General features: G+C 62.6%; 17 protein-coding genes. 5 read left to right on the top strand and 12 right to left on the bottom strand.

What is annotated here, in order from left to right; all coding sequences use genetic code 11:
• Positions 1–118: 118 nt before the first annotated feature.
• The 6 genes from B3605_RS21665 to ung form a co-directional block, all read right to left on the bottom strand.
• Positions 119–1,093: an NAD-dependent epimerase/dehydratase family protein gene (locus B3605_RS21665; RefSeq protein ID WP_112945341.1), complete on the bottom strand. Its 975-nt coding sequence runs from the start codon at positions 1,091–1,093 to the stop codon at positions 119–121.
• Positions 1,094–1,109: 16 nt separating this feature from the next.
• A complete protein-coding gene (locus B3605_RS21660; RefSeq protein ID WP_112973387.1) occupies positions 1,110–2,318 on the bottom strand; it encodes a glycosyltransferase family 4 protein in 1,209 nt (402 codons plus the stop codon).
• Between the two features lie 219 nt (positions 2,319–2,537).
• Positions 2,538–4,385 (bottom strand): Wzz/FepE/Etk N-terminal domain-containing protein, encoded by a 1,848-nt coding sequence (locus tag B3605_RS21655; RefSeq protein ID WP_296435981.1) that lies wholly within the window; start codon positions 4,383–4,385, stop codon positions 2,538–2,540.
• 153 nt (positions 4,386–4,538) lie between these two features.
• Positions 4,539–5,147: an alpha/beta hydrolase gene (locus B3605_RS21650; protein ID WP_112945338.1), complete on the bottom strand. Its 609-nt coding sequence runs from the start codon at positions 5,145–5,147 to the stop codon at positions 4,539–4,541.
• A 15-nt stretch (positions 5,148–5,162) separates the two neighbouring features.
• Positions 5,163–6,095 (bottom strand): VOC family protein, encoded by a 933-nt coding sequence (locus B3605_RS21645; RefSeq protein WP_296435979.1) that lies wholly within the window; start codon positions 6,093–6,095, stop codon positions 5,163–5,165.
• A gap of 139 nt (positions 6,096–6,234) precedes the next feature.
• Positions 6,235–6,936, bottom strand: coding sequence for a uracil-DNA glycosylase (ung, locus tag B3605_RS21640; protein ID WP_112945336.1), 702 nt, complete (start codon positions 6,934–6,936; stop codon positions 6,235–6,237).
• A gap of 161 nt (positions 6,937–7,097) precedes the next feature.
• On the opposite strand from ung, the gene B3605_RS21635 reads away from it, so the two are divergent.
• The 4 genes from B3605_RS21635 to B3605_RS21620 all read left to right on the top strand — a co-directional run bounded on the left by B3605_RS21635 (position 7,098) and on the right by B3605_RS21620 (position 12,436).
• The gene (locus B3605_RS21635; protein ID WP_112945335.1) at positions 7,098–8,522 is read left to right on the top strand and encodes a phosphomannomutase; all 1,425 of its coding nucleotides are present in this window, start codon (positions 7,098–7,100) and stop codon (positions 8,520–8,522) included.
• A gap of 34 nt (positions 8,523–8,556) precedes the next feature.
• Positions 8,557–9,984: a mannose-1-phosphate guanylyltransferase/mannose-6-phosphate isomerase gene (locus tag B3605_RS21630; protein ID WP_112945334.1), complete on the top strand. Its 1,428-nt coding sequence runs from the start codon at positions 8,557–8,559 to the stop codon at positions 9,982–9,984.
• Between the two features lie 96 nt (positions 9,985–10,080).
• Positions 10,081–11,394, top strand: a complete 1,314-nt coding sequence (locus tag B3605_RS21625) for a UDP-glucose dehydrogenase family protein (protein ID WP_112945333.1) — start codon at positions 10,081–10,083, stop codon at positions 11,392–11,394.
• Between the two features lie 19 nt (positions 11,395–11,413).
• Positions 11,414–12,436, top strand: a complete 1,023-nt coding sequence (locus tag B3605_RS21620; RefSeq protein WP_112945409.1) for an NAD-dependent epimerase/dehydratase family protein — start codon at positions 11,414–11,416, stop codon at positions 12,434–12,436.
• A 3-nt stretch (positions 12,437–12,439) separates the two neighbouring features.
• Here the strand turns inward: B3605_RS21620 and B3605_RS21615 are convergent, their stop codons facing one another.
• The 3 genes from B3605_RS21615 to denD all read right to left on the bottom strand — a co-directional run bounded on the left by B3605_RS21615 (position 12,440) and on the right by denD (position 16,258).
• Positions 12,440–14,206: a putative bifunctional diguanylate cyclase/phosphodiesterase gene (locus tag B3605_RS21615; protein ID WP_296435976.1), complete on the bottom strand. Its 1,767-nt coding sequence runs from the start codon at positions 14,204–14,206 to the stop codon at positions 12,440–12,442.
• 172 nt (positions 14,207–14,378) lie between these two features.
• The gene (locus tag B3605_RS21610) at positions 14,379–15,275 is read right to left on the bottom strand and encodes an NAD(P)-dependent oxidoreductase (RefSeq protein ID WP_112945332.1); all 897 of its coding nucleotides are present in this window, start codon (positions 15,273–15,275) and stop codon (positions 14,379–14,381) included.
• The gene (gene denD / locus B3605_RS21605; protein ID WP_112945331.1) at positions 15,272–16,258 is read right to left on the bottom strand and encodes a D-erythronate dehydrogenase; all 987 of its coding nucleotides are present in this window, start codon (positions 16,256–16,258) and stop codon (positions 15,272–15,274) included. The genes B3605_RS21610 and denD overlap by 4 nt, the downstream gene beginning before the upstream one ends.
• 176 nt (positions 16,259–16,434) lie before the next feature.
• Here denD and B3605_RS21600 point away from each other — a divergent pair, with 176 nt between their 5' ends.
• A complete protein-coding gene (locus B3605_RS21600) occupies positions 16,435–16,767 on the top strand; it encodes a DHCW motif cupin fold protein (RefSeq protein ID WP_112945330.1) in 333 nt (110 codons plus the stop codon).
• Between the two features lie 69 nt (positions 16,768–16,836).
• On the opposite strand, the gene B3605_RS21595 is transcribed toward B3605_RS21600, so the two are convergent.
• From B3605_RS21595 to B3605_RS21585, 3 genes are all read right to left on the bottom strand, one after another.
• The gene (locus B3605_RS21595; protein WP_112945329.1) at positions 16,837–20,040 is read right to left on the bottom strand and encodes an efflux RND transporter permease subunit; all 3,204 of its coding nucleotides are present in this window, start codon (positions 20,038–20,040) and stop codon (positions 16,837–16,839) included.
• Positions 20,041–20,202: 162 nt separating this feature from the next.
• Complete coding sequence (locus tag B3605_RS21590; RefSeq protein ID WP_112945328.1) at positions 20,203–21,396, bottom strand: efflux RND transporter periplasmic adaptor subunit; 1,194 nt, start codon at positions 21,394–21,396, stop codon at positions 20,203–20,205.
• Between the two features lie 37 nt (positions 21,397–21,433).
• Positions 21,434–22,030: alpha/beta hydrolase fold domain-containing protein (locus B3605_RS21585; protein ID WP_296435972.1), on the bottom strand; the 597-nt coding region annotated here is incomplete at its 5' end.

Below are 22,030 nucleotides of genomic sequence, written 5' to 3'. Positions count from 1 at the left end.
GCCAGGAATATCGAGCCCTGCCCGACTGCGAAGCTCACGATCAACAGCGCCGCGTTGACCGAACCGCGTGGCCTACCGCCCATATCGGAGAACTTGCTCCACCGGGGAAAGCCGCTTCTCACGCGGCACTCCGCAGCAGCTGGCTCTCGATCCATGCATAGGTTTTCTCCAGGCCATCCATCAGGCTCTGCGTCGGCCGCCAGTGGAGCCTTTCGGTGATCAGCCTGTTGTCCGATCTGCGCCCGCGAACGCCCATCGGGCCCGCCACATGCCGCTTGTGCAGCCGCTTGCCGGCGATCTCGCACACCATGTCCACCAGCTGGTTGATGCTCACCATTTCCTCGGAGCCGATGTTGACCGGCCCGGCGAAATCCGAGCGCATCAGCCGGATCGTGCCCTCGATGCATTCGTCGATATAGAGGAAGGAGCGCGTCTGCAGGCCATCGCCCCATATCTCGATCTCGCCGCCATGGTCGGCCTGCGCCACCTTCCGGCAGATGGCCGCCGGCGCCTTTTCCTTGCCGCCGTCCCACGTTCCCGATGGGCCGAAGATGTTGTGGTAGCGGGCGATGCGGCAGGTCATGCCGTAGTTGCGGGCATAGGACTGATAGAGCCGTTCCGAGATCAGCTTTTCCCAGCCATATTCGCTGTCCGGTGCTGCGGGATAGGCGGAGGATTCCACGCAGTTCGGGTTGTCGGGATCGGCCTGGTTGACGGCGGGATAAACGCAGGCCGACGACGAGAAGAACATGCGACCAACCCCGCGCCGGCGGCACAGATCAGCGACATTGAGATTGATCGTCGCCGAATTGTGGATGATGTCGGCATCGTGCTGTCCGGTAAAAATATAGCCGGCTCCACCCATATCGGCCGCCAGCTGGTAGACCTCGTGGAAATCGCGATCGATCACCCGTCCGCAGACGTCGATCAGCCGGAGATCCGCGACGACGAATTCGTCGGCCACGCTTTCCTCGTAGTCCGGCAATTTGAGATCGACGCCGCGAACCCAAAAGCCGTCGCGTTTCAGTCGACGGACGAGGTGGCTGCCGATAAACCCTCCGGCGCCGCAGACAAGTGCAGTCTTCTCCAGCATGCAACGCCCCCCAGCGCTAGATTGCCTGTTTCTCCATCTGATAAAGGCCGGCGAAAATGGCCTCGAAACGGTCGGTAATCGGCTCGATCGCGAAATTTGCGCGGGCATAGGCATGGCCATTCGCGCCGAGCCGGCGGCGCAGATCGGCATCGCCAGCGAGCTTTCGCAGATTGTAGATGAACCCCGCCGCATCATCAGGATCAGACACAAGACCGGCATCGGCGCGCTCGATGAGCCGTCGCGCCAAGTTGTTGCGTGGCACGGAGGCCAGCACCGGCCGGCCGCACCCGAAATAGGTCAGCACCTTGGATGGCACGCAGAAGGCCCCGGCCCCCTCTTCGATCATCGCGATCAGAATATCGGCGCCCCCGAGCACATCGGGCAAATCGGCAAACGGCACCCACGGCTTTACGCGCAGATTGCTGACACCTTCCGCCGCCGCCTTGCGTGCCAGGTTTTCGGCAATCGCGCCCTCGGAATGAACATCGATCGCAACAGGCAGCGCTTTCGCCGCCTGCAGCAACAGATCAGGATTGTGCTTGTAGCCGAGCGTTCCCGCATAGACCGCCCGGATCGGGCCATTGCCGCTTTCGCTCTCGGAGTGTTTCGGTTCGACTGATCGCATTTCATCCAGCGGCGCCCAGTTTTCGATGACGGAGATCCGACCGGGCGTGATGCCGTTCTGCCGCAGATGCGGGACGAAATCGTCGGTGATCGCGACGACATGATCGCTTGCCCTCAGCAGACCGAATTCGAGCCGCTGATACCGTCGCGCCACCGCATTTCCGATCAGTGGAAACGCCGCTGGCAGGAAGCGGCCAATGGCCTCGCTGTAGATATCCTGCAGCCAGAAAACGAACCGCGCTCCGCAGGCGCGCGTAGCTTTGTGAATGACGGCCTGCGTATCGAGCGGCGCGTTGGCGGAGAGCACGATGTCAGGCCGAAACCGCCTGATCTCACCGGCCACCATCCGCCCGAACTCGATCTCCTGCGCCCGCCGCTTCAGGAAGCTCGATTTCTGGAACGGCTCGGACAATGAAAGGCCGGTGATACGAAACCCGGACGGATCGTCCGGCCGCGCGGCAAGATCACCCTTCGGCGTCTGGAAGCTGGCCGAATAAACGTGCAGAACCTCGTATCCGCGCCGCGCCAGCGAGCGGGCTAGCTGAACCTGAAACGGATGACCGGAATAGTCGTGGACGAGAATGCGCCTTGCATGGACCATGCGTCGCTCTTCAACGAATGAGTGAAATCGCTATTTCAAATGCCTGCAATCAAGCGCCACCCAAAAAAGCCGGGGCGCAGCCATGATGCGAATAAGGTTGCATTTATGAATGAGCTAAACCTTTAGTAACGCAACTAGTGTGTCAAGCGGACGCCGCCGATAAACGCCTGGATTGCACCTAAAGAGGTAGGCCACGGCGGAAGCGGCGGCCTCCACCCCCTACCCAGCATAGACCGTGCGCCACAGCGGCTTGGCCTTGAAGCTGAACCAGTGGCGCTGATCCTGCCCGTTCAGCACCGCGATCACAGGCGTCTCACCGCCGACATTCCCTTTCAGCGCCGCCACCGCCTTGCGCGCGACGTTCTGCGGCGTCCGCGCCCAGCGAACCACGAAGAGCGCGACATCGCAAAGTCTCGCCAGATAGAGCGCATCCACCGCCGCCTCGACCGGCGGCGTGTCGATGACGACGTAGTCGAAATGCAGCCTTGCCCGCGTCAGAAGCGCCCGCACCCGCGCGCTCATCAGCAGCTCGTCGGTCGCGAACTCCGCCGGCCGCGCACCCAGTATGACGGAGAGGTTCGTGGCGTGGTCGACGGCCACCATACTGGCGAGCCCCGGATCGGCCTCGCCGCGCAGAAGATTGACGAAGGCGGGTGTCGGCTCGCGATCGACATGGCGATGAATGCTGGGTTTCCTGAGGTCGCAGTCGATGAGGAGCGTGCGCTTTCCGGCAAGCGCATAGGTCCGAGCCAGCGCGGTGGCGAGCGTCGATTTCCCCTCGCCCGGAAGGCTGGAGGACACCATGATCACGATGCCTTCCTCGCGGGTATCCTCCGTCGCGGGATGCCGGCTGAGAAGCGCTTGTTCGACCGAGACCCGGATCCGCCGGATGGACTCCGAAAAGACCGAGAGCGGCGCCGTCAAGATCCGGTCGGAGAGCCCTCGTCCATGTGGCCGCTCCAGCTCGCCACCCTCTTCATGCGGCACCACCGACGCCAGCTGGATGTTCAGCACGGCCTCGACCTGGTCCTCCCCGGTAAATCCGCCAACGAAGAACTCGCGCAGGAAACCGGCCCCGATACCGAACCCAAGCGCGACGAGGCTCATGACGGCAAGGATCGCAGCGGCCCTCGGATAGGATGGCTCGATCGGCGGTAAGGCCTCCGAAATCACCCGGCTGTCGGCCAGTTGTAGGCTGGCCTGCGCCTCGAAGTCCTGCAGTCGGGTGAGCAGGTTCTGATACTGCGCCCGCGCGATCTCAGCCGATTGCTGCAGGCTGTAGAACTGCGTCAACGTCTCGGAAGGTGTCGCCAGCTGCGGCGTGCTTGTCGGTGACGCGGCCGCCCGATTGAGTTGCGCATCGGCGACGCGCAGGCCGATATTGGCGTTCGTGAAGGCATCGCGCATGCCAGCATTGGCGGCGAGGAAGGCATCCAGCCGCCCCTCGTGGCTCGCAAGGCTGTCCTTGGCGGCGCTCACCCGTGCCTGCAGGCTGTTGCGGGCCGCGATCGTGCTCGCCACCTTGGCATCTATCTGATGCTTGATGTAAACCGACGCCACGCGATTGGCGAGAAGCGCTGCCTTCCCGGCATCCTGCGATGTGACGCCAACGGTAATGAGATAGGTCAGTCCCTCACGACGGACCCGGACGGCCTCCTTGAACGAGGCCAGCGTCTCGCGCTCGACGTCATCAGTGGTGTGAGAGGATGCGCCGCTGAAGTGAGTTAAGATGCCCGTAAGATAGCCCGATCGAGGCGCGAATTCCGGGTCATCAACCAGCTTCCCCTCGCGCACGACGTCGAGGAGCACCGCATCGGACTGCGCGATCCGCACCTCGCCCTCCACCCGCGCATTGTCGGAAGCACTGGCAATGACCGCACTGTCCGGCGCCAACAGGTTCTTGGCGCTGGTATCGACAACGACAAGCGCCTGCGCCGTATATCGCGGCGTCAACACCGTCAGGACGATAGCGGTGAGCGAGAGAATGGCGGCGGCGGTGGCCAAGACCACCCATATCTGGCGACGGAGAAGGCCCAAGATCATTCTGAGGTCGGCAATATCGCTCATACGAATGCATATCCTCGGAAAATGAAACCTATACCCGCTCCAGTATCAATGACGAAAAATTACCACAGAAGATTGAAGGCATGACCATAGATCAAAGTGGTAGTGCGCTGGAAGACATCGGGCAGACTCCGAAAGGCCTGCCCGACGATGTTCTTATCTGTACGGCTCGAAGAGCGCCTTGATCGCGTCGACCTCGTTCGGCCGGATCTCGTGTCCGCCGGGATGCCATACGGTCGTCACATCAGCATTCTGACGCTCGTAGTAATCAGCCAGAGCCTTCGTGACCGGCACGGGGCTGATCGGATCGCGTTCGCCGGCGGTGATCAGCACCTTGCGACCCGCCAGACCTGTGTTGGCCTTCGGCTGGAAGGGAATGAGCGGATGCATCAGTGCCGACGCATCGAACAGCCCTTTCTCGATCAGCACGTTGGCGAGAATGTTGGCGCCGTTCGAAAAGCCCAGCCCGAGGATAGCCGAAGCCTGGTGTTCCCGCGCGAGCTCGCTGACGTAACCAGCCATCTTGTCGGTCGCCCGCGCCAGATCGGCCATGTCGTAGACGCCCTCGCCGGTGCGCTTGAAGAAGCGCGCGGCGCCGTATTCCGAGACGTCGCCACGCGGCGAGACGATGGTTGCCTCGGGCAGAAGCTGCCGCGCGAAGTCGAAGAACTGGTTCTCGTCTCCGCCCGTCCCATGCAAAGTGAAGAGAATAGGCTTGCCCGCGGCACCGGCATGCAGCCGGTGCACATATCCATGATCGGTCATATCGATATCCTTAGCTTATGCTTCCAACGGTTCGAGGTGCTGTTCCAGCAGCGAGCGCAGATGCTCGTGCTGTGTCGGCAGCTTCAGCGCTTCGCCGAGATGCGCCGTATCCTCGTCCCGGTCGAAGCCCGGTTCGTTGGTGGCGATTTCAAACAGCACACCGCCTGGCGTGCGGAAATAGATCGCCCAGAAGTAATCGCGGTCGATAACCGGCGTCACCTGGTATCCGGTGTCCGTCAGGGCCTTGCGGACCTCCAGCTGCTTCGCGCGATTTTCCACCGCGAAGGCGACGTGGTGCACCGAGCCGGCACCCGGAAGCGCCCGCGAGATGTTCGGCATCGTTTCGAGATCGATTAGATGCGCGCCGTTGCCGCCTGGGATGGTCAGGCGCTTGACGCCGTCGCGCTCGTCCTGGACCTGATAGCCCATGAACTTCAGCAGCTCCGATGTCGCGCCGTCGTCGCGCAGCCGCATGGCGACCGAATGGAAGCCGCGGATCGCATGATCCTGATCAACGCCACCATGCGTCCAGGGCAGACGGGCGTCGTCCTTGACCTCGACCAGCGCGAAGCCGTCGCCATCGGGACCGGCAAAGTTCAGCCGCTTCTCGCCGAATGTCTCCTCGGCCTTCAGACCCGTCACATTCAGCTTGGCGAGACGATCGCTCCAGAAGCCGATCGAACCCTCGGGAATGGAATAGACCGTCGTTCCGACTTCGCCGGTGCCCGGACGGCCCTGCGCCATCTTCGGGAACGGGAAGTAGGTCATGATCGTGCCCGGCGCACCGTTCTCGTCGCCATAATAGAGGTGGTAGACATCAGGAGCGTCGAAGTTGACGGTCTTCTTGACGCGGCGCAGGCCGAGCGCATTGGTGAAGAATTGATTGTTCGTCTGGGCGTTCGCAGCCATCGACGTAACGTGGTGAAGACCCTTGATCTGGTCGAGCATTTGAGACCCCTTTCTGGCCCGTCTGGCGGGCTGTTCGATGGGTCATAGATGATCTTTATCAGCGCGTTGGAATAGTCCCACGGACCGGAACGCATTGTCTACTTTTAGTGAACGACGATCTGATGTCGTTCATCGCAAGCTATTCATCGGCAGGGTTTTCGGGAAGCTGCCAGTCGATCGGCGAACGTCCATGCTCTTTAAGACAGGCATTCGCCTTGGAGAAATGATGGCAGCCGAAAAAGCCGTTATGCGCGGAAAGCGGCGATGGATGCGGCGATTTGAGAACGAGATGCCTGGATGTATCGACGAACGCCGCCTTGCGCTGCGCATAGGCACCCCACAATATGAAGACCACCGCATCGCATTCGTCATTGACCTTGCGGATCACGGCATCGGTGAAAGTCTCCCACCCCTTGCCCTGATGCGACGCGGCCTGCGCCTCCTCGACCGTCAGCACGCTGTTCAAGAGCAGAACGCCCTGCCGCGCCCAATGCTCGAGAAAGCCGTGGCGCGCCGGCGTAATCCCGAGATCGGCCTGCAACTCCTTGTAGATATTGACCAGCGACGGCGGAATTCTGATGCCCGGCTGCACGCTGAAACACAGCCCATGCGCCTGGCCCGCGCCGTGATAGGGGTCCTGTCCGAGGATCACGACCTTCACATCGTCAAGCGGTGTCAGATCAAGAGCCCTGAAATATTCCGATCCCTTGGGAAAAATCCGTTTCCCCATCTGCTTTCGCTCGATAAGGAAGCTTTTCAGCCTTTGCATGTAGGGCTGCTCGAACTCTGTGGACAAGGCGCTCTTCCAGCTGTCTTCGAGTGCGATGGTCTGTTCATTCATGCAATTGCCTCCACCGGCTCGCCAAAAACGAGCTACAAACTTGCGTCGAAAAGGGATTTGGCGGACATTTTACCGGTCGCCGGCCATCTAAGTTTACGAACTTTGGGTAGTCTGCTTTTAAAACACGGTCGAATTCAAGCGTTGCCGAGGGCTTATTCAGAATGAAATTTGGGACAAGCGGGCTTCGAGGCCTTTCCGAGGATCTGAAGGGCCGGGCATCGGCACTCTATGCGACGGCATTCGGGCGCTATCTCCTCGAAAGCGGAAGGGCAAAGGCGGGTGACCCGATCCTTATTGGCCGCGACTTTCGCCAATCCAGCCCCGAGATCGCCGCCGACTGCATCAAGGCGCTCGGCAAGCTCGGCTTTGCGATGATCGATTGCGGCACGGTGCCGACGCCGGCGCTGGCGCTTTACGGCCTGCATCTCGGTGCCGCCTCGCTGATGATCACCGGCTCCCACATCCCCGCCGATCGCAACGGTATCAAGTTCTATCGGCCCGATGGCGAGATCGACAAGGCTGATGAAGCCGCGATCACAGCGGCGGCGACCGATCTCGACCGCACCGGCTTCGAATGGCCGCTGGGTGACCGGCAAGCCGAGGATCGGGCCGCCGCGTGCCTCGACCTCTTCACGAAGCGCAACGCCAGCCTGCTGCCCGCCAATGCGCTTGCCGGCCTGAAGGTCGGCGTCTACCAGCACAGCACCGTCGCCCGCGATCTCATGATCGAACTGCTCGAGCACTTCGGCGCCGAGGTCACGGCTTTCGCGCGCTCCGAATATTTCATTCCCGTCGATACCGAAGCCGTCTCGGAAGAGACCATTGCACTTTTGAAGCAGGCGGCAACCGACCATGGCCTCGACGCCATCGTGTCTGCCGATGGCGATGGCGACCGGCCGCTGGTGACCGATGAGACCGGCACTCCGTTGCGCGGTGACCTCCTTGGCCTGATCGCCGCCAACTTCCTCGGCGCGGACGCCGTGGTGACACCGGTGACTTCCAACTCCGGCATTGAAGCATCAGGATCGTTCAGCGTCATCCGCACCCGCGTCGGATCGCCCTTCGTAATATCAGGCATGCAGGAGGCGATTACGTCGGGCAAGAAGGGCGTCGTCGGCTTCGAGGCCAATGGCGGCACGCTGGTGGCGAGTGATTTCGAGGTCAATGGCACCACGCTGCTGGCGCTGCCGACCCGCGATTGCTTCCTGCCTGTTCTGGCGACACTGGCGCAGGCGGCCGCAAACAAGCGCCCGCTGTCTTCAATCGCATCCGGCTACGCGCTCCCCTTCGCCGCAGCCGACCGGCTTGAGAACTTCCCGGTCGAGACCAGCGCCAAACTGATGGCCTACTTGCGCGCAAGCCCGGCCAATCTCTCCGACTTCCTGCAGCCAATCGGCCAAGTCGAGAGCACCAGCGATATCGACGGCCTGCGCGTGACGCTTGCCGACAAGCGCATCATCCACTTCCGCCCATCGGGCAATGCGCCGGAAATGCGCTGCTACGTGGAAGCGGAGACAGAGAGCGCTGCCACCGACCTTCTCGCAGCCGGCCTCGGGCGCATCCGCGCCTGGGCGAGCGCAAACTGATCAACGATTAAAGACCATTCGAGGACACATCCAGATGACGCAGAAGATCGTTCCGGTAATCATGGCAGGCGGCAAGGGCACGCGCCTGTGGCCGCTGTCGCGCGCCGCCGCCCCCAAGCAGTTCATCCGCTTCATCGGCGATACCACCCTTTTTCAGGACACGTTGCTCCGCGTCTCCGACAAGACGCTCTATGAGCCGGCGATCGTCATCACCAACGAAGAATTCCGCTTTCTCGTCGCCGAGCAGGCTCGAGAACTCGATATTTCGCTGTCGAGCATCCTTCTGGAGCCGATGGCCCGCAACACGGCCGCCGCCGTTGCAGCCGCCGGTGCGCTGGTGCGCGACCGTTTCGGCGAGAGCGCCATCATGCATGTGCTCGCCTCCGACCACGAGATCGATGCCGACCAGGTCTATTTCGACGCAGTACGCGCCGCGATCGCCGCCGCATCCTCGGGCAAGCTCGTCACCTTCGGCATCAAGCCGACGGAGCCTGCAACCGGTTACGGCTATATCGAAGGCGGCGAGGCGCTGCCGAGCGGCGCGCTGACGGTCAAGCGCTTCATCGAGAAACCGCCGCTTGAAAAAGCCGAGGAGATGCTGGCATCCGGCGGCTTCTACTGGAACTCCGGCATGTTCATGTTCCCGGTCGCCAAGCTGCTCAGCGAAATGACCACCTTCGCGCCTGATGTCCTCAAGGCCGCCGGCGAAGCGGTCGCGCAAGGCGTCAAGGATCTGGACTTCATCCGCCTCGACAAGGCGGCCTTCGCCGAGAGCCCGGATATCTCCATCGACTACGCGGTCATGGAGAAGACGAAGAACGCAGCCGTCGTTCCCTCCCCCTTCCAATGGTCAGATCTCGGCAGCTGGGACGCGATCTGGAAGAGCGGCAATCCTGACGAAAAGGGCAATGTCGCCGCCGAAAACACCACCGTCGTCAACACCCGCAACTCGCTGGTCATGACCCACGGCGTGCATCTCGCGGTCAACGGCATGGACGACGTCGCCGTCATCGCCAGCGAGGATGCCGTCTATGTCGGTCACCTCAAGGACAGCCAGGACGTTGGCGCCATCGTCAAGATGCTCGCCTCCAAGCCGGCGACATCGAAACTCACCGAGACACACCCGACCTCCTATCGTCCCTGGGGCGGCTACACCTCGATCTTTAACGGCGACCGCTTCCAGGTGAAGCGAATCTTCGTCACCCCGGGCAAGAAGCTGTCGCTGCAGAAGCACCACCACCGCTCCGAGCACTGGATCGTCGTCAAGGGCACGGCGGAAGTGACGATCGGCGAGAACGTGCAGATGCTGCGCGAAAACGAATCGGTCTACATCCCCCTTGGCGAAGTCCATCGCCTCGCCAATCCGGGCAAGATCCTGCTCGAACTGATCGAAGTCCAGACCGGCTCCTACCTCGGCGAAGACGACATCATCCGTATCGTCGACGAGTTCGGCCGCAACTGACCTCTTGGTTGTCTTGAACTTATAAAATTACCTCTGTAACACCATCATGGCCTTGCCATCAGGCAGGGCTTTGATCGGTGTTTGAGGAAAATTTCCATGCGTATTGTGATGATCGGCTCGGGCTATGTCGGCCTTGTCTCGGGGGCCTGCCTCGCGGATTTCGGCCATCATATCACCTGTGTCGACAAGTCGGCCGCCAAGATCGACGCGCTAGAAGCCGGCCAGGTACCGATCTTCGAACCCGGCCTCGACACAATCATCGCCCAGAACAGAGCCGCCGGACGCCTGGATTTCTCCCGCGATCTCGCAGCCCCCGTGGCCGCAGCCGACGTCGTCTTCATCGCGGTCGGCACGCCCTCTCGCCGTGGCGACGGTCATGCGGACCTCAGTTACGTCTATGCGGCGGCGCGTGAAATTGCCGCATCGGTGCAAGGCTTCACCGTCGTCGTCACCAAGTCGACGGTCCCCGTCGGCACCGGCGACGAGCTTGAGCGCATCTTCCGCGAAGAGTTTCCCGACAAGGACATCGAGGTCGTGTCCAACCCGGAATTCCTGCGCGAAGGTGCCGCCATCACCGACTTCAAGCGCCCCGACCGCATCGTGCTCGGCACCGAGGAGCCGCGCGCCATCGAGGTCATGCGCGAAGTCTACCGCCCGCTCTATCTCAACGAGGCCCCGCTCTATTTCTGCGAGCGCCGCACCTCCGAGCTGATCAAGTACGCGGCCAATGCGTTCCTGGCCATGAAGATCACCTTCATCAACGAGATCGCGGATCTCTGCGAGCAGATCGGCGCCGACGTGCAGAAGGTCGCCAAGGGCATCGGCATGGACAAGCGCATCGGCGACAAGTTCCTGCATGCCGGCCCCGGCTACGGTGGCTCGTGCTTCCCCAAGGACACGTTGGCGCTGGTCAAGACCGCGCAGGATCACGACAGCCCGATGCGGCTGATCGAAACCACCGTCGCCATCAACGACAACCGCAAGCGCGCCATGGGCCGCAAGGTGGTCGCCGCCTGCGACGGCAATGTGCGCGGCAAGAAGATCGCCATTCTCGGCCTGACCTTCAAGCCGAACACCGACGACATGCGCGATGCGCCCTCGATCACGATCATCCAGGCGCTGCTCGACGGAGGCGCCACCGTCCACGTCTATGATCCCGAGGGGATGGACGCGGCGAAAGACTTGCTCGGCCCGGTCGTCTACGGTAGCGACCCGTATGAGATCGCTGAAGGCGCCGATGCGCTGGTGCTGGTCACCGAATGGGAAGAGTTCCGCGCGCTCGACTTCAAGCGGCTGAAGACCCTGGTCAAGACGCCGGTGCTGGTCGATCTACGCAACATCTATCCGATCGCCGAAGTCACCAGACACGGCTTCAGCTACTTCGCGGTCGGCAAGAAGAGCAAGGCATAACCAACAGCAGGGCATGAGCATGCGGTATTTCATCACCGGAACGGCCGGTTTCATCGGCTTCCATCTCGCGCGCCGGCTTCTGCAGGACGGCCACGAGGTCACCGGCTTCGATGGCATGACGCATTATTACAACATCAAGCTCAAGCATATGCGCAACGCCGCCCTCGCCCAGTTTCCGGCCTTCAAGCCGGTGACGGCGATGCTGGAGGATCGCGCCGCAGTCGAACAGGCGGTCGCAGTCGCCAAGCCCGACGTGATGATCCACCTCGCGGCTCAGGCCGGCGTGCGCTACAGCAACGAGAACCCTGAGGCCTATCTGAACTCGAACCTGATCGGCTCGTGGAACATCCTGGAGATCGCCAAGAACATCGGCGTCAGCCACCTCATGCTGGCCTCGACCTCCTCGATCTACGGCGCCAATCCGACCGTGCCCTTCCACGAGACCGACCGCGCCGACGAACCGCTCACCTTCTACGCCGCAACCAAGAAGTCTATGGAGCTGATGGCGCATAGCTACGCCCATCTCCACAAGATCCCGACCACGGCCTTCCGCTTCTTCACCGTCTACGGCCCCTGGGGCCGGCCGGATATGGCGCTCTTCAAGTTCGTGAAGAACATGCTGGAGGGCCAGCCGATCGAGATCTACGGCGAAGGCAAGATGAGCCGGGACTTCACCTATATCGACGATCTCGTGGAAGCCGTTGTGCGTCTCTCGGCCGTCGTTCCAGCCGAGAGCAATCGCGTCGCATCGGAGAAGGTCGACACGTTGTCGCACCAGGCGCCGTTCCGCATCGTCAACATCGGCGGCGGCCAGCCCATCAGCCTGCTCGACTTCGTAGAAACGGTGGAAAAAGCCCTCGGCCATCCGGCCAAGCGCGTCATGCTGCCGATGCAGCAAGGCGACGTGCCACGCACCTATGCCAGCCCCGATCTGCTGCAGGCGCTGACCGGCTACACGCCAAGCACCTCGCTCGAACAGGGTGCGGCGGCTTTCGTGGAGTGGTATCTCGAAGCGCGCGGTGAACTCGGCACGGCAAGCTGATCCTCAACCCGCGACCAGCGCCGAAAACTTTGCGTCGATCTCGGCCGCCGGCACCGGCCGGCTCAGCGCAAACCCTTGCAGAGCATCGCATCCAAGCTTGGCCAACGTCGCGGCGTGCCGCTCGGTCTCGACGCCCTCGGCGATCACCTTGACGCCAAGCGCCTTGGCAATTTCGATGATCGACTTCACCACCCGCCGCTGCTCGTCGGACGTATCGATTGCATCCACCAGCTGGCGGTCGATCTTCAGGCGCGTCGGGCGCAGCCTGACGAGGCCGATCAGCGAGGCATGGCCGGAGCCGAAATCGTCGATCTCGATCTCGATGCCCATCAGCTTGATCCGGTCGACGCTCTGCATCATCTCGTCGTCGCAGTCGTCGAGGAAGATCGTCTCGATCAGCTCGAAGACGATCGAATTATCAGGGATATCGAGCGCTTCCAGATCGCTGATCAAAAGTGGATCATAAAGCCGCTGGCCGGAGATGTTCACCGAAATCCTCGGTACATCGAAGCCATGCTGCTCCCATTCGCGCCGATCCCTCAGGACGTGCCGAAGGATCGAAGCGTCGATCTCCGCTGTCAGCCCATGCTCGTCGGCGACCTTCAGGAAATCCGCCGGCGCCAGAATGCCCCTCTCCTTGTGTCGCCAGCGCGCCAGCGCTTCGAGCCCGACGATCTCCCGCGTGCGGGCGTCGAATTGCAGCTGGTAATAAGGAACGATTTCGCCTGCCGTCAGCGCCAGCTTGAGCTCCTCGGCGATCCGCCGCTTGCCCATCAGCTCGTCCTTCAGCCGCTGCGTGAAGAACTCGATGCGGTCGCGCCCGCCGCTTTTCGCCGCGTAGAGCGCCATGTCGGATTCGGCCAGAAGATTGGTGTCGCCACGATCCGCCGACCATGAAATGCCGATCGAGCTGCCCGATTGCAGCATCTCATGGCCGAAGCGGATCTTCTTGCGCAACCGCTTCTGCACACGGCGCGCAATCTCCCGCAATTCGTCCATGCTCTCGAAATTCACGAGCACGATGACGAACTCGTCGCCGCCGATGCGCGCCGCCATCCCGGTTTCCGGCAGCACAGCGGCGATCCGCAAGGCCGCCGCGCGCAGCACGGCATCGCCGGCAGCGTGGCCGTAGCTGTCATTGATCTGCTTGAATTCGTCGAGATCGAGATGCAGCACCGCCAGCGTCGAGACGGTTTCGTCTTCCGCGAGCTCCGCGATCCGCTTGTCGAAGAAGCGCCGGTTCGGCAGGCCGGTCAGGTAGTCGTGCGCGGCCGCATGCTCGATCAGCGCCGTGCTCTCCTCAAGCGCCAGCGCACGGGCCTCGGCCACCTCGCGCTGCCGCGCGGCTTCAGCGTTGAGAAGCACGTCGGCGGTCACATCCCATTCCGCGCCGATGAACGACGGCGCTCCCTCGTCGCTCACATAGAAATGCGCCCGCGAGCGGATATAGCGGATCTCGCCATCCGGCCAGATGATCCGGAACTCCGAATTGTACTGGCCGCGCTTGGCGATGGCGTCGTTGAATTCCTGGGTGGCACGCGCGCGATCATCGGGATGGATCGCGTTCGACCAGATCGATGTCGGCACGGGACCGCTTCGCTGGCCGGTGCGGTAGAGGCGATGCATCTGCACGTCCCAGGAGATCTCGTTCGACCGCAGGTCATGCTCCCAGACACCGATCTGCGACGCATCGAGCGCAAGCTCCAAACGCCGTAGAAGATCTTGAAACTCCCGCTCCGAGCGTATGGAGTTCTTAGATGCCAAAGCCATTCATGCCTCACGCCACGTCAAAGCGAAACCCATCCCCGTGCCCGCCAGCAACCACGATCACCTACCAGTGATTGCCAAGTGTGACATTAATTAGAACACCCTAAAAATCTATCAATGATTGCATGCCGGCGTGCCAGCACTATTTATTGTTCGTCAGGGACCGTACCGACCATCAGGATTTTCCGCGTTCGCGGCCGGCCTTTCGCTCCAGTTGCAACAGCAAGCCGCTGTGATCCGTATCGCCATTGCCATCCTCGACGAACGCGGCGAACTCGGCGCGCACGGCCTCGGTCAGCGGCAAGGTCAGCGCCAGGCTATTTGCCTCGGCGACGATGTTGTTGAGATCCTTCAGCTGCAGCCTCGAAGGGCCCGCGCCGCCGAAATTGCGCTCCACCATACGTTGACCGTGAATCTCAAGAATTCGGCTCTCGGCAAAGCCGCCCCGGATGGCCCGGCGAAACGCCTCTGGCGAACCACCACCGGCCTCGACCAGCATCATCGCCTCGGCGACGGCGCCGATGGTGATCGCCACGATCTGTTGGTTGCCGAGCTTGGCGAGCTGGCCCGTACCGCTCGGCCCCACATGCGTCACCCGTCCGAGCGCGGAAAACACGTCGCTCAACGCATCGACGACATCGGCGCTACCGCCCGCCATGATCGCCAGCGTACCGGCCGAAGCGCCGACGACGCCACCGGAAACCGGCGCATCGAGATGGCGGATGCCGCGTTCACTGAGCCTCGCCGCATGATCGCGCGCCGCCTCAGGCGTGATCGAGCTGCAATCGATGACGACCGCGCCGGGCGCGAGCGCCTGTGCCACACCTTGCGAAAACAGGACGTCGCCAACTGCATTGCCATCGCTGAGCATGGTGAAGACGACCGACGCTCCTTCAACGGTCAAAGCCGCTGTCGTCGCGACTGCGGCACCATCGACCCTCAGCGCCTCGGCCTTGGCGATGTCGCGGTTCCAGGCGGTGACGGCAAATCCGGCATCGAGCAGACGCCGAACCATCGGCGCGCCCATCAGTCCGGTGCCCAGAAACGCGATCGCCCGTTGTTGACTGCTCATTGAATTCTGCCTTCCATTTCATCTTCTATATGCACGCGAATGATCTCTTCGAAGCTCGTCTCGGCGACGAAGCCGAGGCGCGTCGCCCGCTCCGGCGCGAAGGCCCGCGCCCACCCGCCGACGATCCTCATCACCAGTTCGTCCGGCTCCCGCCGGATCAGCGCCACGGCCTTGTCGCCCGCGATCGCCCTCAAGGCTTCGATCTGCTCACCGACCGAGGCGCTGACACCGGGCATGGTCAGGCTTCGCTGCGCGCCGAGCGGTTCGAGATCGATGCTCGCGGCGTGAATGAGAAAGCCGACCGCCGAGCGCGGCGACGCATGCCAGTGGCGAACCGTATCCGGCACCGGAAGAATGGCCGGCTGGCCGGAAAGCGGCTCGCGGATGATTCCGGAGAAGAAACCGGAGGCCGCCTTGTTCGGCTTGCCCGGCCGGACGCAAATCGTCGGCAAGCGAATGCCGATACCGTCGATGAAGCCGCGCCTCGTATAATCGGCGAGCAAAAGCTCGCTCATCGCCTTCTGCGTGCCGTAGCTCGTCAGCGGCGTCAGATTGAAATCGTCGGGGATGACATCGGGCATCGGCGCGCCGAAGACGGCGATGGAGGAGGTGAAGACCACGCAGGGACGATACCCATCCTGCAGATGTGCCAGACGGATCGCCTCGAACAGCGCTCGCGTCCCCTCGAGATTGATGCCGTAGCCCTTCTCGAAATCGAGCTCGGCCTCCGCCGAAACGATGGCCGCGAGGTGGAAGATGATATCCGGCCGCGACCCGACGATCAGCGCCGCCTGCCCCGGCTGCGAGATATCGGCCGCACTCGCATCCACCCGCCCTACAAAGCCGACCGGCGCTGCCGGCGCCACGACATCGACCAGCGTCAGCCGCCCGATCGTCTGTCCGGACAGTTGCCCGTCGGACACCAGCCGTTCGGTGAGTTTGCGCCCGATCATGCCGGCAGCGCCGATGATAGCGATATGCATGGAACCTCCTCTCGTGACAGGCGGCGAAGCAGTAACCACCCGTATCCCCTCTCAGTTGATAGGGCCGCCCGCGCCGATGCAAGCTCAAAAAACCATGCTGCATTGCAAACAAAATGCTGGACATACCGCGCCGGATCCGTGAACCCGAGCCGACGAAACGCGCAAGGATCCCCAGGATGAAACTTCCCCCGCTTCCCTACACCTCGCTCGATTGGCATGCGCTGCCGGCCATCGAACACAAGGGCGAAACCGGAACGGCCACATGGAGAATGCTGAACAACGGCGATGTCCGCATGCGCATCGTCGAGCTCTCGCCGGGCTACCTGGCCGACCACTGGTGCGACCGCGGCCACATCGTCTATGTGCTGGAGGGAGAGGTGACGAGCGAGCTGAAGGACGGCCGCAGCTTCGTGATGAAGCCGGGAATGGGATACACGGTCTCCGACCATGGCGACGCAGCGCACCGGTCCAGGACGACATCCGGCGCCAAGATGTTCATCATCGACTGACCGCTCTTCCAAAACAAAAAGGGCGGAACTCGCGTCCCGCCCTTTGCTCTATCTATGTGCGTCGGTAGCCTATTCGGCCGCCATCCGGATCACCTCGGCCCCACCGTGGCCGTTGTGGTCGTCGTCCTTGTGCTGCACCAGCGGACGGTTGCCCGCCAGCTTGCGGATCAGCACGTAGAACACCGGCGTCATGAAGATGCCGAAGAAGGTGACGCCGATCATGCCGGAGAACACCGCCACACCCATGGCGGCACGCATCTCGGCACCCGCGCCGGTCGATACGACGAGCGGCACGACACCCATGATGAACGCCATCGACGTCATCAGGATCGGGCGCAGACGCAAGCGGCTGGCCTCGACCGCCGCCTGAACAGGCGTACGACCTTCGAATTCCAGCTCGCGGGCGAATTCCACGATCAGGATCGCGTTCTTCGCCGAAAGACCGACAAGGACGATCAGGCCGATCTGGGTGAAGATGTTGTTGTCTCCACCGGTGAGCCAGACGCCCGTCAAGGCCGCCAGCACGCCCATCGGCACGATCATGATGATCGCCAACGGCAGCGTCAGGCTTTCATACTGGGCAGCCAGCACGAGATAGACGAGCAGCAGCGCCAGCGGGAAGACAAGCACGCCCGAGCTGCCGGCCAGAATCTGCTGGTAGGTCAGATCCGTCCACTCGAAGCCGATGCCCTTCGGCAGCGTTTCGTCGGCGATCCGCTCGATGGCTGCCTGTGCCTGCCCGGACGAGAAGCCCGGTGCCGGACCGCCGTTGATGTCGGCGGCAAGGAAGCCGTTGTAGCGGGTCGTGCGTTCCGGTCCCGTCGTGGCATCGACCTTGAGGAGTGCCGACAGCGGGATCATCTGCCCCGACGCCGAACGCACCTTCAGCTGGCCGATATCATCGGCATGGGCGCGGAACTGCGCGTCTGCCTGCACGCGGACGCTATAGGTGCGGCCGAATGCGTTGAAGTCGTTGACGTAGAGCGAACCGAGATAGATCTGCAGCGTTTCGAAGACATCGGTCACCGACACGCCGAGCTGTTCGGCCTTGGCGCGATCGAGGTCAGCATAGAGCTGCGGCACGTTGATCTGGTAGCTCGAGAACAGGCCGGCCAGTTCAGGCGTCTGGTAGGCCTTGGCGAGGAAGGCCTTGGTCGCCTCGTCCAGCGCGTTGTAGCCCAGGCCCGCCCGGTCTTCGAGCTGCAGCTTGAAACCACCCGTCGTGCCCAGACCCTGGACCGGCGGCGGCGGGAACATGGCGATGAACGCATCCTGGATCGCGCCGAATTTCTGGTTGAGCGTCATGGCGATCGCTCCGCCGGAAAGATCGGGCGTCTTGCGTTCCTCGAAGGACTTCAGCTTGACGAAGACGACACCGGCGTTCGAGCCGTTGGTGAAGCCGTTGATCGACAGGCCGGGGAACGCGATGGCGTGTTCGACGCCGGGCGTTGCAAGGGCGATATCGCTCATCCGCTTGATCACGTCTTCGGTGCGGTCGAGGCTGGCGGCGTCGGGCAGCTGCGCGAAGCCGATCAGGTACTGCTTGTCCTGCGCCGGCACGAAGCCGCCGGGAACAGCGTTGAACAGGCCATAGGTCGCACCGGCAAGCGCCAGATAGATGACCATGACGATGCTCTTGCGCGACACCAGACCGCCGACGCCCTTGCCATAGGCATTGGAGCTGGCGCTGAAGGCGCGGTTGAAGCCGCGGAAGAACCAGCCGAAAGCGAAGTCCATGCCGCGCGTCAGCCAATCCTTCGGCGCATGATGGCCCTTCAGAAGAAGGGCGGCTAGAGCCGGGGAAAGCGTCAGCGAGTTGATAGCGGAAATCACGGTCGAGATCGCGATCGTCAGCGCGAACTGGCGATAGAATTGACCCGACAGGCCGGTGATGAAGGCCAGCGGCACGAACACAGCCACCAGAACCAGCGCGATCGCGATGATCGGGCCGGACACTTCCTTCATGGCCTTGTACGTCGCATCGCGCGGCGACAGGCCATTCTCGATGTTGCGTTCGACGTTTTCGACAACGACGATCGCGTCGTCCACGACGATACCGATCGCAAGCACCAACCCGAACAGGCTGAGCGCGTTGATCGAGAAGCCGAAGACATACATGACCGCGAAGGTGCCGATGATCGAGACCGGAACCGCGATCAGCGGAATGATCGAGGCGCGCCATGTCTGCAGGAACAGGATGACGACGATGACGACGAGCGCGATGGCTTCGAGCAGCGTGTCGACGACCTTCTCGATCGAAGCGCGGACGAACTGTGTGGTATCGTAGACGATCTCGTACTTCACGCCTTCAGGCATCGCCAGCTGCAGCTCGTCCATGGTCTTGATGACCTGGTCCGAGATGGTGATGGCGTTGGAGCCGGGAGCCTGGAACACGGGGATAGCCACCGCCGACTTGCTGTCGAGCAGCGAGCGCAGCGAGTAGTCCGAGGCACCGAGTTCGACGCGCGCGACATCGCGCAGACGCGTGATCTCACCATTGGCGCCACTCTTGACGATGATGTTGCCGAACTCCTCGGGCGTCTGCAGACGACCCTGGGCGTTGACATTCAGCTGGATATCGACACCGGTCAGCGTCGGCGAAGCGCCGATCGTGCCGGCAGCGGCCTGCACGTTCTGGGCACGGATGGCATTGGTGATGTCGCTCGCCGCCAGATTATGCTCGGCCGCCTTCTGCGGATCGATCCAGACGCGCATCGAATAGTCGCCCGACCCGAAGATCTGCACCTGGCCGACGCCCTCGATGCGGGCAAGCCGGTCCTTGACGTTCAGGACGCCATAGTTGCGCAGATAGGTGATGTCGTAGCGATTGTCCGGCGATGTCAGGTTCACCACCATCATCAGGTCGGGCGAACTCTTGACTGTCGTGATGCCGAGTGCGCGGACTTCCGTCGGCAGGCGGGGTTCTGCCTGTGAGACGCGGTTCTGCACCAGCTGCTGCGCCTGGTCGGGATTGGTGCCGAGCTTGAAGGTGACCGTCAGCGTCATCACGCCGTCGGATGTCGCCTGGCTGGACATGTAGAGCATGCCCTCGACGCCGTTGATCTGCTCTTCGAGCGGCGTGGCGACGGTTTCGGCGATGACCTTCGGGTTGGCGCCGGGATAGGTGGCGCGCACGACGATCGATGGCGGAACAACTTCCGGATACTCGGAAATCGGCAGCGATCGCATGCCGATCAGGCCGGCGACCACGATGAGGACCGATAGCACCCCGGCAAACACCGGGCGGTCGACAAAGAATCTGGAGATATTCATTTCAAAGCCCTCTCCGGGATGAAATTTGGGATGCAACGACCCTCTCCGGCGGTTGGGATACCGCCGGTAGGGGTAGAACTGGATGCTGTAAAAGCCCTCCGTGGCCGAGCGGCCACCTAGCCCCTCCCCCTTGTGGGGAGGGGTTGGGGAGGGGTCTGCCTATTACTTGGCCGCGACCTTTTCTTCCATCTGCGGTGCGACCACCGCGCCCGGACGAATGCGCTGCAAACCGTTGACGACGATCTTGTCGCCGACGGCAAGGCCGTTTTCGATCACGCGGTCACCACCCTCGGCAATGCCGAGCTGCACCGGCCGGTAGCTGACCTTGTTCTCGCCATCGACCACGAAGACGAACTTCTTGTCCTGGTCGGTGCCGATCGCACGTTCGCTGACGAGGATCTTGTTCTCGGCCTTCGGCTGGCCCATGCGAACCCGCACGAACTGGCCCGGGATCAGCTTGCCACCGGGATTATCGAACACGGCGCGAACGCCGATCGTGCCGCTGGAGGCATCCACCTGGTTGTCGATCAGCTGCAGCTTGCCCTTGATCGGCGTGCCCTGATCGGCAAGCGTGCCGACTTCGACAGGGATCTGTTCAAGGGCCGGAACCGCGCCATCGGCGGCGGGAAGCTGAGCAAGCGCCTTGGCGACCATGCCTTCGCTGGCGCTGAAGCTGGCGTAGATCGGATCGACGGAGACGAGCGAGGCCAGCTCCGACGAGGCCGATCCGGCCGCGACCAGATTACCGACGGTGACTTCGAGCTTGCCGACACGACCGGCAACCGGTGCCTTGACCTCGGTATAGCCGAGCTCGAGCTGAGCCGAGCGAAGGGCGGCCTGCGCGGTGCGAAGACCGGCCTGCGCTTCGGTGAATGCGTTCTGACGCTGGTCGAGATCGCTCTGCGAAATCGTCCGGTTGTCTGAAAGCCTGCGGCCGCGATCAAGCTCGATCTGCGCGAGATTCATCTTGGCTTCCGCTGACGCCACCTGACCCTCTGCCTGCGATACGGCTGCCTGGTAAGGTGCCGGATCGATGGTGAAGAGCAGATCGCCAGCCTTCACCAGCGCGCCTTCGCGGAAATGCACCGACTGGACGGCGCCGGCGACACGCGAGCGGATCTGCACGCGATCGACGGCTTCGAGCCGGCCGGAAAACTGCTCCCATTCGGTGACGTCGCGGCTGACGACGAGAGCGACGGTAACGGGCACGGCCGGCGGAGCGGCCTGCGCTTCGGCGGTTGCGGCAGTCGCGGTGCCGCTCATCGGCAGTTCGAAAAACAGTGCTGCGGCTGAAACGGACGCAACAAGGCTCAGACCGGCGCCCACAAGGGCCCAGCGCTTCTTACTGGACGTCATTTGTATTCTCCTTACGGCCCCCACGGCCGTGTATTGATCAGGTCTTCAAAGGTACGGGTTGCCTTCGCATGTCGCGAACGAAGCTTCCGAATTCTTGGGTGATGCTTTCGCGCCAACCCGGAGGCTTGTCGGACGTCCCGCCGTAAATCGAAGGCCAGCTTGCCCCGGCGGGAGCGACATGCTGACGAACTGGTACGCCGGCCTGTTTCAGGCGATCGGCGAACCCAAGCGTCTCATCACGAAGGGGATCGTCCTTCGCGGTGAAGATCAGTGCGGGCGCGACCCCCGAGATGCGTGAACAGAGGCACGGCGCCGCATAAGGATGGCACCCGCCGCCGCTGAGATAATGGCTCCACCCCGCGGCCCAACGCTCGCGCATGCCGATGCTGTCGGCTTCGCGCATCGACGACGATCCCATGAACGGATCGACCAGCGGGGAGATCAGAACTTGGCCATCAAGGGCATCGGCATAGTGATCGCGAGCCTTGAATGCCACGCTGGCGGCGATGTTGCCACCCGCTTCCTCGCCGGCAACCAGCAGCGCGGAGTTGCGGTCACCGAGACCCGAGCCGCGCTTGTTGGCCATGTAGGAAAACAGCGAGTAGCCGACTTCGAGAGGCTTCGGGAAGACCCC

The organism is Rhizobium sp. UBA1881 (assembly GCF_002338015.1).
GTDB lineage: Bacteria > Pseudomonadota > Alphaproteobacteria > Rhizobiales > Rhizobiaceae > Rhizobium.
This window is presented reverse-complemented; position numbering and strand designations above follow the sequence as displayed.